Source organism: Empedobacter sp. UBA7248, assembly GCF_002472945.1.
Classification (GTDB): Bacteria; Bacteroidota; Bacteroidia; order Flavobacteriales; family Weeksellaceae; genus Empedobacter; species Empedobacter falsenii_C.
In genome coordinates this window covers 559,947-573,910 of the sequence record NZ_DKSU01000008.1, presented here as the reverse complement: position 1 = coordinate 573,910, position 13,964 = coordinate 559,947, and the positions used below count along the sequence as shown (strand labels likewise).

The window sequence follows — 13,964 nt, the reverse complement described above, 5'->3', positions numbered from 1 at the left end:
GAAATATTAGTGTCATAATTAGGTTAAATATTGTTTAAAGTAATGTGTTTGATGACGAAATAATAATGATTTGAAGGCGATTCGTCAGTGATAATAATGGTGTCTCCAAAATTAATTTCTTCGCCATTTTGACTTTTGATGTTAAGCGTAATAATATCTTTTTCGATTTGAAATTCAGCAGAACCTATTTTATCACCCATTATTTTAGACTTCGATTTTCCGACTCTTCCGATAAAATCCGTTTCTTCTTCCCCGTGATAGCCTAATTCAGCATAAATTTTTACAAGAGGTTTTGTAATCCAATGCATCATAAAATAAGCGATGATGAAAACTGGAATTAAAACTAAAACAGAATACAATCCTAACTTGCTTAATCCAAAAACAATCGAAGAAATAATGGTAATGACCCAACTTATGAATTTGAACAAGGTAATAATTACCATTAACGGAACTTTACCAACATTGATAAATTCTAAACATTTTGCCCAAAAACCTGGCTCGTGATGCACGTCTGCATCAGCATCGTGATGGGCATCAACATCATTGATGTCTCCGATATGAAAATCTGAATTAGTTCCAAGGTCAATTCCGTCACCAGCTAACAATTGGAACACCCAATAGACAAGAGAAAATCCCATCAAAATGGTCATGATTCCATTGGCCAATGGATTGAAAAGAAGGTCTAAAACTTCGCTCATTTAGTGTTAATTTTTAGTGTTAAAGTTGTCTCTTAAAGGTAAAATAAATTCTGTAAGTTATTCCATTATTTGACAATGGAGTAGAGGAAGTTAATTCCCAGCCTTCTGCTCCGTATTGATTCAATAATTTATCTAAATATTCTTGATCGATAGAGACTTTGAAAATTCCTTGTTCAGCTTTTATTTCGATTGTTTTGTATTCAAATTTTTGCATAAGTTTCAAAATTAAAAATGAGTTAAGTTCTATTATTTTAAGGAAATAAAACTCACTATAAAACGTGATTTATTCTTGATTTTTCGATTGGATTTTTAGCTTCAACGCTTCTAATTCATTTTGAATCAAATCTCCTTTCAAGGTTTCATTAATTTCGTCATCAGCCGTTTTCGAATTATCCGCTAAACTTCCGTAAGCTTGCGCAAGCGCTTCGTCTTCTTCTACTTTGGCTTTCATGCGTTCTAACATACTAATGGTGCTATTCGCATCAATTTTTGCCATTTGTTTGTTCACTTGTTTTGTGGCATCAGCAACTTTTACACGTGCTTTTAATGTTGTCAATTCATTTTCCCATTTATTAATGTTGAATTTTAGAACTTCGACATTTTTATGCACTTCATTTGCAGATTTTTCATGAATAATCACTTGATTTTCTAATTCAGTAATTTCTTCTAACAATTGATTCTTTAAGCCCAAAGCTTCTTTCGCTAAACTTTCGGCTTGTTCAATTGTAATTTCACTTCGTCCAGATTTTTCTAATAACAGAATTGCTTTTCGTTCGTAATCTGCCGCTTCTTCTTTCTTTTTGTCTAAGCTATTTTGCGAACGAATTGCCATCGCTTTTACCTTTGCATAGGCTTCTAATGATTGATTAAGATCATCGCGCATTTCGCGAATTCCTTGTTCAGTCATTTTAATTGGGTCTTCCATTTTTTCGACAACCGAATGTATTTCGGCTTGTCCAATTCTAAAAATACGTTTGAAAATATTCATAGTGATATTGTTTTATTGTTTAGAAAATTCGATTAATTGAGCAGAATATTCGCTCATCAATAAGCTCAAAGAGTTTAACGTTGCTTCAAATTCGTTTTGATCAAGATTCGCAATTTGAAGTGTGTAACGATAAATAACTTTGTTTCCGTCTTCTGTTATTGCAAAAGCACCATGAATGATATCGCGATTTTTCATCAACAACGCTTTTAGCATTTCCAGATTATCATTTGTAATTGTAAATAAATACAACTCGAAAATGATAACAGGTGGTGCAATTCCTACAATCAGATTTTGAACACCATCCAATAAATTTTCAATCATAAAAACACCTTCTTTTTCGTCTTTGTAACTGATGGTGTAATTGATGTTTTGAATAAAATTTTCAATCTTAGAAAAATAATTCATTTTGTTGTTATTCGTGTTTTTTGTAATTTGTTTCCATAAAATTAAACAATTTGCTAAAATAATTAGCAAATAAAAATGTTAAAATTTTAAATAATGACAAAAATAGGTGAAAATATAAAGAAATTAAGACAAGTTAAGAACTTAACTCAACAGGCTTTTGCTGATTTGTTTGAAGTTAGCAGAGGGAATATTTCATCTTATGAAGAAAAACGTGCAGAACCACGAATTGAAACGATTTCTCAAATTGCTAAATATTTTAGCATTCCAATAAGTCATTTGATCGAAAAAAACTTAACAGTTAACGAAATATTACACTTTGATAACTATTTTGAGGAAGCTGATATGTTGCGAAATGTTAAAAATTTGAGCGCGATTCCTTTTTTATCACGAGAAATTATTCAAGCAAAAAAAGAGTTGTTTTCGAACTTAGAAAATTATCCTTCAATCTATTTTCCGATTTATAATTCACATCAATTTATTGCGTTAGAATATTCTTCGAGTATAGCTTCACCTATCGATTTTACAGAAGAAGAATCGTCTATTTTATTTTTTGAGCATTTGGAAGTGGAAAATTTACATTTGGTCAATGATAAATTTGGTTTGTATTTGAATGATGATGAAATTTTTGTCGGAAAGTTTATTCAGCACGATAATCAATTGATCTTGGAATTAAATCAATGGAAACAAATTATTTTTGATGTTGAAAATATTCAACATTTTTATCAGTTTTATGCTGTTTATAAGAAGGTTTAATTTTTATAAGCAGATTGTTTTTAAATATTAGATGTTTCGAGATCGTTTCACTCGTTTAATTTAATATGAAAAGAAAATAATTTGATGTCATGTCGAGGAATCGAGACATCTCTTCTAAAAACTTATAACCTAAAACGTAAAACTTTTAAACTTTAATATAAATTTTCTTCTTGTCCAATAAATAAGCTAACCACCAAAAGAAGGCTAAGAAAATAAACGAATAAACAAATGAACCAATTTCTGGAATTCCAGGAATCTTTGCACAAATATTTTCGTAAAACCAACCCAATGGTGAAATGAATTTGATTTCTCCTTTGTCGTTTAAACCAGCTTCAATTCTGATTAAACCTAATAATCGAGGTAATAATCCGCTAAGAACAAAGATGAATAAAGGATTTTTTCCGAAAACATCAAAGAATTTCATAAAACCATTTTTTATGCCTAAAATTTCGATGAACCAAATCATTGCGCCAATTGTCAAAATAGCTAAACCAGTTGTGTTGAAAACATAAGAACTGCTCCAAATCTTTTTATTGTACGGAAAGTCCCATTGCCAAACGTAACCAATTGTCAACGCAATTGTTCCTAAAACAAATAAACCAGCTAACATTTTATATTGCGGATTGTCTGTTTTTGGTAGCGGACGATTCAGCCAATTAATATTTCCTTGTTTCTGAATATAATCACCAACCAAATACCCAAATAAAACTTGTGGAACAGTGGAAATAGTACTAAAAATTCCTTCTGGATCAAATGGGACGCCTTCTCCTTTGTAAATATGCGCTAAGCCAAGCAATTGAATATCTATTTTAGTTCCGATAAAACCTTCTAATGAATATGGATCAGAAGTTCCAAGTCCGAAAGTTAAAACCCAATAAAGTAGAAGAATCGAGCAACTTATTAATAGAACTTGTTTTTGTTTAAAATAAAAAGCAATCACTGAAGCGAAAAAATAAGCAATTGCAATTCGTTGTAAAACGCCCATAATTCGGATTCCGCTTTCTTCTGAATCTTTCCATGCTTTGAAAATAAGTTCATTATTATCCCACTTGAAAAACGGCCACCAATTGATGAATAGCCCAATTCCGAAAATTAAAATTGTTCGTTTTATTACTTTTTGCCAAAAAATCTGTTGAGGTTGTTGTTGCAATTTCGGAATCACAAAAGCCATTGCATTTCCCACAGCAAACAAAAAGAAAGGGAAAACCAAATCTGTAGGCGTGCATCCGTGCCAGCTTGCGTGTTGCAATGGTGCAAACATAAATGACCAAGTTCCTGGATTATTTACCAAAATCATCAACGCAACAGTTGCGCCACGAAAAACGTCTAATGAATAATAACGAGCTGCTTTCATCTCTTTTGTGTTAATGTTTTAAAGATATAGATTTTTTGGTAAAATGCTTTTCAAAAAGATACTAGATTATTCCTTACCTTTAATTGTCAATAACAAACAATGAATAAAATGAGAACGGAGTCTGATTTATTAGGAGAATTGCAAATTCCTGAAACGGCTTATTATGGTGTACAAACGCAACGAGCCATTAATAATTTCAAAATTTCGACGAATTATTTGTCACATTATCCCGAATTTGTAAAGGCGCTTGGTGTGGTAAAATTAGGTGCTGCGCAAGCAAATCATGAATTAGGAATTTTGTCGAAAGAATTATTTGATGCGATTTCTTTCGCTTCAAATGAGTTGATAAATGGGAAATATTTAGATCAATTTCCGATTGATATGATACAAGGTGGGGCTGGAACTTCGACGAATATGAATGCGAATGAAGTGATTGCAAATATTGCTTTGGAGCATTTAGGAAAGCAAAAAGGTGAGTATCAATTTTGTTCGCCGAATGATCATGTTAATCTTTCTCAATCTACAAATGATGCTTATCCATCTGCTTTGAAATTGGCTTTGCTTGATATGAATAAACCATTGGTTGAATCGTTAACGAATTTATATTTAGCCTTTGATAAAAAAGGAAAACAATTTAGTAATGTTATAAAAATGGGACGTACACAATTGCAAGATGCGGTTCCAATGACGCTTGGGCAAGAGTTTGAAGGTTTTGCAAATACGTTACATAAAGAAGTTGATAATCTGAATAGAATTGCGACTGAATTGTTAGTGATTAATATGGGAGCAACTGCGATTGGAACTGGATTGAATGCTGTTCCGGGTTATGCACAATTGTGTACAACTAAAATCGCAAAAATATTAAATGAAGATGTTGTCTTGGCTGATAATTTGGTAGAAGCAACTTCGGATACAAGTTCATTTGTTGATTATTCTTCAGCTTTGAAACGTCTTTGTGTGAAGTTATCAAAAATTTGTAATGATTTACGTCTGTTGACTTCAGGTCCGAGAACAGGTTTGTTTGAGATTAATTTACCTCCAAAACAACCGGGATCTTCGATTATGCCAGGGAAAGTAAATCCGGTAATTCCAGAAGTTGTCAATCAAGTTTGTTTTAAAGTAATTGGAAATGATTTATCAATAACAATGGCTGCCGAAGCTGGACAATTACAGTTAAACGTAATGGAGCCAGTGATTGGTTTCTCGATTATGGAATCGATTCAATATTTAACAAATGCGATGAATACGCTACGTGTTGAATGTGTAGATGGAATTACAGCGAATGTTGAACATTTGAAAAATGAAGTTCAAAATAGTATTGGAATTGTGACTGCGCTAAATCCGTATATTGGTTATAAAGCAAGTACAAAAATAGCGAAAGAAGCTTTAGAGACTGGTGGAAGTGTTTATCAATTGGTTTTAGATCATGGTTTGTTGTCGAAAGAACGTTTGGACGAAATCCTTGATCCTAAAAATATGCTTGGGCCACATGTGTAAAGTGTATAATGAAAAACGAAAAATGATATAGCAAAAAATTATGAGTAATGAGTTGAGAGAAAACTTAGAACTTATTACTCATAACTTAAAACTTATTAATATCCGTGTAAATTCACATCATCAGTTGGAAGTAAATCAACTTTTTTACCCATTTTTTTCTGAATGATTTTGAAATGATGCAAATCTTCTTCTGTAATCAAGCTAATTGCTTTTCCGTTTGAATTTGCACGACCTGTACGTCCAATTCTGTGCACATAATCTAAAGGCGAACGAGGTAATTCGTAATTAATAACAGTTGGCAAACCTTCGATATGAATTCCGCGTCCAATCAAATCTGTTGCAACCAAAACTTTAGCATCACCTAGTTTAAAATCTTCCAAATTATCCATTCTCGCGCCTTGGGATTTCTTACTATGAATCGCCATTGCAGAGATTTTATTCTTTTTTAATTTTTCGACCAAATTATCAGCAGTTCGTGTCGAAGAAACAAAAACCAAAACTTGTTCTAAGTTTTCAGATTTGATTAAATAACGTAAAAAAGGACCTTTTGTTTCTGCATCAACTTTGTAAGCAACTTGCTCGATTTGTTCTAAATCAATTTCTTGCTTTTTGATTTCAACAACAATCGGATCAATGTTTAATGTAGATTTTATTTCATCAATTTTATCGTTCAAAGTTGCAGAAAAAAGAATCGATTGTTTCTTTTTCGGAATACTTTTCAAAATTCGGTTCATTTCATCTCCAAATCCTAATTGAAACATTTTGTCCGCTTCATCAATCACCAAATATTGCAATTGATCTAATGATAAAGCATTATGATCCATCAAGTCCAATAAACGACCAGGTGTTGCAATCAAAATTTCTGTACCATACAAATTTTTCATCTGCGGATTAATCGAAGTTCCTCCATACACCGCTTGTGTTTGTACTTCACGACGTAAAGCAGTTTGTAATCCTTCAAAAGTTTGTTCAATTTGAACTGCTAATTCACGTGTAGGAACTAAAATTAATGCTTTTATGTTACGAGATTTTTCGTACGATTGATGCTGAATTTTTTGTAACAAAGGAGCAACAAAACACAAGGTTTTTCCAGAACCGGTTTTTGCAATTCCCATCACATCTTTTCCTTTTAAAATAGATGGAATTGTTTCGGTTTGAATTTCAAAAGGTTTTAAAAATCCAAGTTTTGTAATTGCTTTTGATAAATATGGTGATAATCCTAAATTTTCGAATGACATAAATTGATATAAGGTTGCAAAGGTAGAGATTAAATATCAATACATAATGTTAGAATTTTAATATGATTTTATTCATGATAGATTTCAAGATTTTGGTTTGAATGTTGATAATTAAATGATACCAAACCAATTAATCAACAAATGAAAAAGATATCATTAACCTTAGGGTTAATTGTAGCTAATGCTTTTAGCTACGCGCAAGTTGGTATAAATACCTCTACTCCTGATCCTAGTGCAATTCTCGAAATGAAAGATTCGAATAAAGGACTTCTTATACCTCGAGTAAAATTAACAGGAAAGTCAGATCTTACTACTATTTCTAATCCTGCAAATGGATTATTAGTTTACAATCTTACGGATGGTAATAACAATACTACAACTACAACATCTGATGATGTATATGCAAACAACTTTTATTATTATTCTGCTTCTACAAATAGTTGGAATTTATTGATTAATCAATCCAAATTAGAAGAGTCTGTAGATAAATTAGGGGTTCCTAAATTGTTGTTAATTGCAAGTTTTATAAGTAAATCAGTATCTAATAATAATACAGATTATTTAAGTGCAGCTCTGGGTACTACTACTAATAATATTCGTCAAATGTATTTTAAAAATAAGGTTTACGAAAAAGTAGTAAATTCATATGATGTTTCTAATTCTACTTTCACAGCGCCTTATAATGGTTATTATCAAATAGAAGCAAATACATTATTAAAAAGTAATCAAGCACAACCGACAAGTAATTTTGTAAGGTTAGGAATTAGTAAACCATTTACAGGTGTTGAACCATCTACTTATCTTAATAATACTTTTGCTTTTTTGAATCAGCCTCTTAATCCAGTTGTTACAGTTGATGATCCATTGAGTGTTCATGTAACTGGGGTTATTTACATGAATAAGAATGAGAAAATAATGGTATTATCACGTTATATAACGCCTGGTACAAGTGGAAACAGTTATTCAGCTGATATTGAAACACCTTATGGAATTAATAGAAATGATTCTAACACTTTGACAATTACTTATTTTCCAACACTATAATTATTTATAAAATGAAATTTGTATTATCCTTTTTAGGAATAATAGTTCTTAGTAATGTATTAAGTGCTCAAATTGGTATTAATACGCTAGACCCTGACAAAAGTTCTGCACTTGATATTTATAGTTCAAATAAAGGTATATTGATTCCCAGAGTATCATTAACAGGTATTAACGATACTACAACTGTAAAAAATCCTGCGCAATCTTTATTAGTATATAATTTATCTAATGGAAATAATGGAACAACTGATGATACATCTGATGATGTAAGAGCAAATGAGTTGTATTATTTTTATGATGGAAAATGGAATCAGATTGTAAATCAATCCGATTTAGATAATAGTATAACTAAGGTTAGTCTAAACAAGTTGATAACTTTAGCAAACATGAAATCGAGTGGTAATGATAATTCTTTTGTAAGTTCAGATTTAGGAAATAACATAAGGATATTTATTTTTGATAACAAAGTATCAGATAATTTAAATGCATACAATTCAACAACTGGAGAGTTTACAGCGCCTTATACAGGTTTCTATATGTTTAATATTAATACAATTTTAAAACCTTGGCGTAGAAGTGGCGATAATACAGTAAGAGTGCTAGCTATTGGTTTAGCAAAATCATATACTAGTACGTTTCCTACTTCAGGCTTAACAAATGCCAATTTTTATACACAGAAAGAATTTATAGATCCTGCTACAGGTCCTAATTTTATAACTTATATGAGTATGAAGAATATTATATATATGACGGCTGGTTCTAAAACTGTTGCTTTAGTTAAGAATGTAACCCCGGGTTCAACTGTTGATACGTATCAATATAATTTAAATGTGGAAATAAACTCATATAATAGAGTTTTAGCAAACTCAATGTCTATTATTTTCTTAGGAACGGATTAATTTCTATATACTATTTTTGATAAAATCTAGCTGAAATAAATTCTTTCTATTTTAAGTGGATTTTATCATTTAGATAAGTATAATGTTCTGTTAAATTAGAAAAACTTTCGGAATAAAACTTTAATTTTCTCTTTTAGCTTAATAAAACTATCGTTAACTTTGATTCTTATGAAAAAAGATCAGTCTAAGATAATTCGTGAGCAAGCGCCAAGATCAGCTACTCGCGAGCATTCGGTTCCATTATATTTAACATCAAGTTTTATTTTTGATAGTGCAGAACAAGGTCGTGCAATTTTTGCGGAAGAAGAGCAAGGAATGGTTTATTCGCGTTATGCAAATCCAAATACAACAGAGTTTATTAATCGCGTTTGTGCGTTAGAAAAAGCTGATGCTGGTTTGGCTTTTGCATCGGGAATGGCGGCTGTTTTTGCGTCATTTGCATCGTACATCAAAAGTGGAGATCATATTGTGTCAAGTTGTGCAATTTTTGGTTCTACGCATCAATTAATTACGCAATTGTTTCCGCGTTGGGGTGTAACCTATACATATGTAGAAACGCCAAATATCGAAGATTGGGAAAAAGCAATTCAACCAAATACGAAAATTGTTTTCTTAGAATCTCCTTCAAATCCGGGATTAGAATTATTTGATTTAGAAGCTTTGGCAAAATTGAAAGAAAAACATCCTCATGTTATTTTTGCAATAGACAATTGTTTCGCAACACCATATTTACAACAACCTTTGCAATTTGGATTTGATTTATCTATTCATTCTGCAACAAAATATATGGACGGACAAGGTCGCGTTTTGGGTGGAGTAGTTGTAGGGAATGAAGAATTAATCAACGAAATGATGTTTTTTATTCGTCATACAGGTCCAGCGATGTCTGCTTTTAATGCGTGGACAATTTCTAAAAGTTTAGAAACGTTGCCACTTCGTATGGATCGTCATTGCGAAAATGCGTTGGCGTTGGCAGAAGCTTTGGAAAATCATCCTGAAATTGCAGATGTAAAATATCCATTTTTACCATCGCATCCTCAATATGAGTTGGCGAAAAAGCAAATGAAAGGCGGTGGTGGAATCGTAACATTTGAAGTGAAAGGAGGAAAAGAGCGTGCTTTCAAATTTATTGATGCATTAGAAATGATTTTATATACGTCAAATTTAGGAGATTCAAGATCGATTGCAACGCATCCAGCGACTACAACTCACGCAAAATTATCAGATGCAGAACGTGCAGATTTAGGAATTATGCCAGGTTCTATCCGTTTATCAGTAGGCTTGGAAGATAAAGCAGATATTATCGAAGATATTTTGCAAGCATTAGAAAAAACTAAAATTTAATAAGCTGATTACTTGTTGATTATGTATAATTATTAAAAATTTATTCATTTCAGCACGGACTTTGCATTGTTTAAATGAAAGTTTAGAATATGAAGAAGTTTTTAATTTTTGGTTTTGCGTTGTTTACAATGTCAAGTTACGCGCAAAACAGACCAAATGATGGGAATAATAGAAATGTCGATGTTTTAATTGAACGATCAGACTATTATGAGATATCATCAAGTCAAAAAAATAAAATAATAGCCTTAAAAAAACAAGCAAGTAAAGATTTCGAAAGAGTTGGAAGAGATCGCAATTTATCTGGTTACGAAAAAGGTAGAAGAAACAGAGAGATTTCTTACAATTTACAACGTGATATTGATAAAATCTTAAATGATAATCAACGTTACAAATGGTCAAATTCTCATCGTGACGATTATTACAAAGATAGAATTGATAATCGATTAGAGCGTTTAGAAGACGAATATGAAAGAGATATCAAGCGAATAGAACGTAATTATTCTTACGATAAAAATTTGATGAAACGTAAAAAAGAAATCAGAAAGTCTCAATATAAACGAGATAAAGAGCGTTTGAAAAATGTGAAAGATTATTATTAAAATAAAAGGATCCAATAATTTATGGATCCTTTATTTTTTATATTGATTTGATAAAATTTTCTACCTGTTCCTCTGGCGTTATCCAAGAAGTAACCAATCTAATTGCAGAATTTTGATCATCAATTTTTTGCCAAATATAAAACTCAAAATCTTGTTGTAGTTTTTCGATAATTGAATTTGGTAAAATAGGGAAAATTTGATTGGAAGATGGTTCTGTCAAAAAGTAGTGACCTTTTGCTGAAATAGCATTTGCTAATTTTTCTGCCATTTGATTCGCGTGTTTTCCCATCTCGAAAAATAAATCATCTCTAAACATTTCCGAAAACTGAATTCCAATCAAACGTCCTTTCGCTAACATACCGCCTTTTTGCTTGATATGATAACGGAAATCTTCATCCAATTTCAAATTATTTATCACAATTGCTTCACCTAAAAGTGCACCATTTTTAGTCCCACCAATGTAAAAAACATCTGTGAAATTCGCCATATCTTCTAAGCTTAAATCACATTTAGAAGAAGTTAAAGCAGAAGCTAAACGCGCGCCATCAACGAAAAGATATAAATTATTTTCTTGGCAAAAATGATAAAGCTCTTGTAATTCCTTTTTCGAATAAACACTGCCAACTTCCGTAGAATTAGAAATATAAACCAATTTTGGCTTTACCATATGCTCGTCCGTGTGCGTGGCAAGAACAACCGAAATTTGCTCAGGAGTTATTTTTCCATTATCCGTCACAATGGTGTTTACTTTATGCCCTGTTGCTTCTATCGCGCCAGTTTCGTGAACAGCAATATGCCCACTTTCTGCTGCAATTACAGATTCGTGTGGTTTTAGAATAGAAGAAATTACAATTAAATTGGCTTGTGTTCCACCAGAAACAAAATGAATTGCAGCATCTTTTTTCAGATATTTTTTGATTAATTCTCTTGCTTCATTGCAAAATTCATCTTCGCCATAACCAATTGTTTGTTCTAAATTTGTATCGATTAATCGTTGCAAAATTGCTGGGTGAGCGCCTTCGCTATAATCATTTTTAAAGCTATATTTTTTCAAAATTGAAATCTTAAATTTTGAGAATAAAAGTAGGAGTTTTCCTAATTCTTTCCTATTTTACTATCTATTTTTACCAATTATTTAAACTGAATTATGAAGATTTTAGTCGTAGAAGATGAAATAAAATTGCAAGAAACGATTGTTGAGTTTTTAGAAAAAGAAAAGATGATTGTCGAAACTGCGGATAATTATCAGCAAGCTTTGGATAAAATAATTTCGTTCGATTATGATTGCATTTTGTTAGATATGATGTTGCCAGACGGCGATGGAATGTCTTTGTTAAAGGAATTAAAGAATCTTCATAAAGAAACTTCGGTGATTATTTTGTCGGCAAAAGATTCGGTTGATGATAAAGTAGAAGGATTATTGGTTGGCGCGGATGATTATTTGGCGAAACCATTTCATTTTGCTGAATTATTGGCTCGAATTAAAGTTGCTTTGCGCAAAAATCTACAAAAAGGAGAAGATATTTTGAGTTATAAAAATATTCAAATTTTTCCCGAAGATCGTTTGGTTAAAGTAAATAATATCGAACTGAAATTGAACAGAAAGGAATACGATTTGCTGTATTATTTTATGTTGAGACCCGAACGTGTTTTTCAGAAAACGACTTTAGCAGAAAGTGTTTGGGGAGATCATATTGAACTGTCAGATAATTTAGATTTTATTTATTCGCAAATAAAAAATCTAAGAAAAAAAATGAAAGAAGCGAATTCTGAAGCTGATTTACAGGCGGTTTATGGGATTGGTTATAAGTTGATTTAACATGAAAATATCACTAAAAAATTATACATTTCGTTACCTTACATTTTGGTTACTTATCGTTATTGCGATTTGGGCATTTCTTTTTCATTCCTTGATTTTGGATGAAGTTTATGATAATGTAGATGACGGGTTGAAGAATCAAAAAATTGAGATTATTCGAGAAGCTTATCGCGATCCGAATTTATTAAATACAACTGAATTTGGATTAAGTCAATTCAAAATTACTAAAGTTGATCCAAGTAAATATGATGAAAGAAATCACTTTTCGAATGAGTTAATTTACATGGGATACGATGATGATATGGAGCCTTATCGTATATTGAGAACTGGTTTTTATGACAAAGAAAATCATCCATATTCATTAGAAATTAGAACGTCAACCGTTGAAGAAGATGAATTGATTTATGATTTGTCTCTTTCTTTGATTGCGTTATACTTTTTTATCTTGATAAGTATATTGTTGATAAATCATTTTGGATTGAAAAAAGCCTTCAAACCTTTTGGACAGATTATTTCTCAATTAAGAAAATATGAAGTAGGAAATAACGAAAAGCCAAAACTTGTCGAAACGAATGTGAAAGAATTTTCTTATTTACAAAAAGAAATTGAGCGAATGATTAATCGAAATGATGAGGTTTTTAACTCGCAAAAATTATTCATCGAAAATGCTTCGCACGAATTGCAAACGCCTTTGACAATTGCACTAAATAAACTTGATTTGCTAATAGAAAATTCAGATTTAAAAGAAAAAGAAGTGATGAGTTTAGTAGAAACCAAGCAAACACTTTGGCGAATGGTGAATCTAAATAAATCGTTGTTAATGTTGTCTCGAATCGAAAATAATCAATACAAAAATAATGTTGAAGTTAATTTTACAACTTTGACAAAAGATTTGATTGAAGATTATGAAGATATTTTAGAAGCAGAAGAAATTAAATTAGAAACGAATTTTAAAGCAGATTTTATTCTTGATTTTAATATCGATTTGGCTCGAATTTTAATTTCAAATTTGATTAGAAATGCGATCAAACATAATAGTGAAGAGAAAATTATTAAGATAGAAAGTGATTCAAATCAATTTATAATTTCGAATACAGGAAAAAACGCAACGTTGGATTCGAATCTTATTTTTAGTCGTTTTTATAAACAAGGTACAAGCGATGGTAATAATGGACTGGGACTTTCGATTGTAGACACGATTATCAAAAATCAACAAAATCTAAAGTTAGATTACAATTATGAGTTTCCTTTTCATCAATTTATTCTGAAAAAATAAATTATTCCCAAATCTTTCCTAATTCACTTTGCAACTTTGTCTTATAATTA

General features: G+C 31.2%; 15 protein-coding genes. 8 read left to right on the top strand and 7 right to left on the bottom strand.

The window, feature by feature from the left end; all coding sequences use genetic code 11:
- Positions 1 to 23 precede the first annotated feature (23 nt).
- The 4 genes from B4A23_RS09710 to B4A23_RS09695 all read right to left on the bottom strand — a co-directional run bounded on the left by B4A23_RS09710 (position 24) and on the right by B4A23_RS09695 (position 2,091).
- On the bottom strand, positions 24 to 698 hold the full coding sequence (locus B4A23_RS09710) for an OB-fold-containig protein (RefSeq protein ID WP_291119410.1): 675 nt from the start codon (positions 696 to 698) through the stop codon (positions 24 to 26).
- 19 nt (positions 699 to 717) lie between these two features.
- The gene (locus B4A23_RS09705; protein WP_291119407.1) at positions 718 to 912 is read right to left on the bottom strand and encodes a DUF4177 domain-containing protein; all 195 of its coding nucleotides are present in this window, start codon (positions 910 to 912) and stop codon (positions 718 to 720) included.
- Between the two features lie 69 nt (positions 913 to 981).
- A complete protein-coding gene (locus B4A23_RS09700) occupies positions 982 to 1,686 on the bottom strand; it encodes a PspA/IM30 family protein (RefSeq protein WP_291119404.1) in 705 nt (234 codons plus the stop codon).
- A 12-nt stretch (positions 1,687 to 1,698) separates the two neighbouring features.
- Positions 1,699 to 2,091 (bottom strand): hypothetical protein, encoded by a 393-nt coding sequence (locus tag B4A23_RS09695; protein ID WP_038332747.1) that lies wholly within the window; start codon positions 2,089 to 2,091, stop codon positions 1,699 to 1,701.
- Between the two features lie 93 nt (positions 2,092 to 2,184).
- On the opposite strand from B4A23_RS09695, the gene B4A23_RS09690 reads away from it, so the two are divergent.
- Positions 2,185 to 2,844 (top strand): helix-turn-helix domain-containing protein, encoded by a 660-nt coding sequence (locus B4A23_RS09690; RefSeq protein WP_291119401.1) that lies wholly within the window; start codon positions 2,185 to 2,187, stop codon positions 2,842 to 2,844.
- 145 nt (positions 2,845 to 2,989) lie between these two features.
- Here the strand turns inward: B4A23_RS09690 and B4A23_RS09685 are convergent, their stop codons facing one another.
- Positions 2,990 to 4,198 carry an acyltransferase family protein gene (locus tag B4A23_RS09685; RefSeq protein WP_291119398.1) on the bottom strand — a complete coding sequence of 403 codons (1,209 nt, stop codon included), beginning with the start codon at positions 4,196 to 4,198 and terminating at the stop codon, positions 2,990 to 2,992.
- Positions 4,199 to 4,297: 99 nt separating this feature from the next.
- Between B4A23_RS09685 and aspA the strand changes: the two genes are divergently transcribed.
- Positions 4,298 to 5,695 carry an aspartate ammonia-lyase gene (aspA, locus tag B4A23_RS09680; RefSeq protein WP_291119395.1) on the top strand — a complete coding sequence of 466 codons (1,398 nt, stop codon included), beginning with the start codon at positions 4,298 to 4,300 and terminating at the stop codon, positions 5,693 to 5,695.
- A gap of 95 nt (positions 5,696 to 5,790) precedes the next feature.
- Here aspA and B4A23_RS09675 read toward each other — a convergent pair whose 3' ends face one another.
- Positions 5,791 to 6,933, bottom strand: a complete 1,143-nt coding sequence (locus B4A23_RS09675) for a DEAD/DEAH box helicase (RefSeq protein WP_291119392.1) — start codon at positions 6,931 to 6,933, stop codon at positions 5,791 to 5,793.
- 141 nt (positions 6,934 to 7,074) lie between these two features.
- Here B4A23_RS09675 and B4A23_RS09670 point away from each other — a divergent pair, with 141 nt between their 5' ends.
- The 4 genes from B4A23_RS09670 to B4A23_RS09655 all read left to right on the top strand — a co-directional run bounded on the left by B4A23_RS09670 (position 7,075) and on the right by B4A23_RS09655 (position 10,819).
- A complete protein-coding gene (locus B4A23_RS09670) occupies positions 7,075 to 7,977 on the top strand; it encodes a hypothetical protein (protein ID WP_291119388.1) in 903 nt (300 codons plus the stop codon).
- A 140-nt stretch (positions 7,978 to 8,117) separates the two neighbouring features.
- Complete coding sequence (locus B4A23_RS09665) at positions 8,118 to 8,876, top strand: C1q-like domain-containing protein (protein WP_291119384.1); 759 nt, start codon at positions 8,118 to 8,120, stop codon at positions 8,874 to 8,876.
- Between the two features lie 168 nt (positions 8,877 to 9,044).
- Positions 9,045 to 10,220 (top strand): trans-sulfuration enzyme family protein, encoded by a 1,176-nt coding sequence (locus tag B4A23_RS09660; RefSeq protein ID WP_291119380.1) that lies wholly within the window; start codon positions 9,045 to 9,047, stop codon positions 10,218 to 10,220.
- Between the two features lie 89 nt (positions 10,221 to 10,309).
- Positions 10,310 to 10,819: a hypothetical protein gene (locus tag B4A23_RS09655; protein ID WP_180905231.1), complete on the top strand. Its 510-nt coding sequence runs from the start codon at positions 10,310 to 10,312 to the stop codon at positions 10,817 to 10,819.
- A 37-nt stretch (positions 10,820 to 10,856) separates the two neighbouring features.
- Here the strand turns inward: B4A23_RS09655 and B4A23_RS09650 are convergent, their stop codons facing one another.
- A complete protein-coding gene (locus B4A23_RS09650) occupies positions 10,857 to 11,873 on the bottom strand; it encodes a threonine aldolase family protein (protein WP_291119377.1) in 1,017 nt (338 codons plus the stop codon).
- A gap of 93 nt (positions 11,874 to 11,966) precedes the next feature.
- On the opposite strand from B4A23_RS09650, the gene B4A23_RS09645 reads away from it, so the two are divergent.
- Positions 11,967 to 12,638 (top strand): response regulator transcription factor, encoded by a 672-nt coding sequence (locus B4A23_RS09645; protein WP_286485014.1) that lies wholly within the window; start codon positions 11,967 to 11,969, stop codon positions 12,636 to 12,638.
- A gap of 1 nt (position 12,639) precedes the next feature.
- Positions 12,640 to 13,914: a sensor histidine kinase gene (locus B4A23_RS09640; RefSeq protein WP_291119374.1), complete on the top strand. Its 1,275-nt coding sequence runs from the start codon at positions 12,640 to 12,642 to the stop codon at positions 13,912 to 13,914.
- Positions 13,915 to 13,964 lie beyond the last annotated feature (50 nt).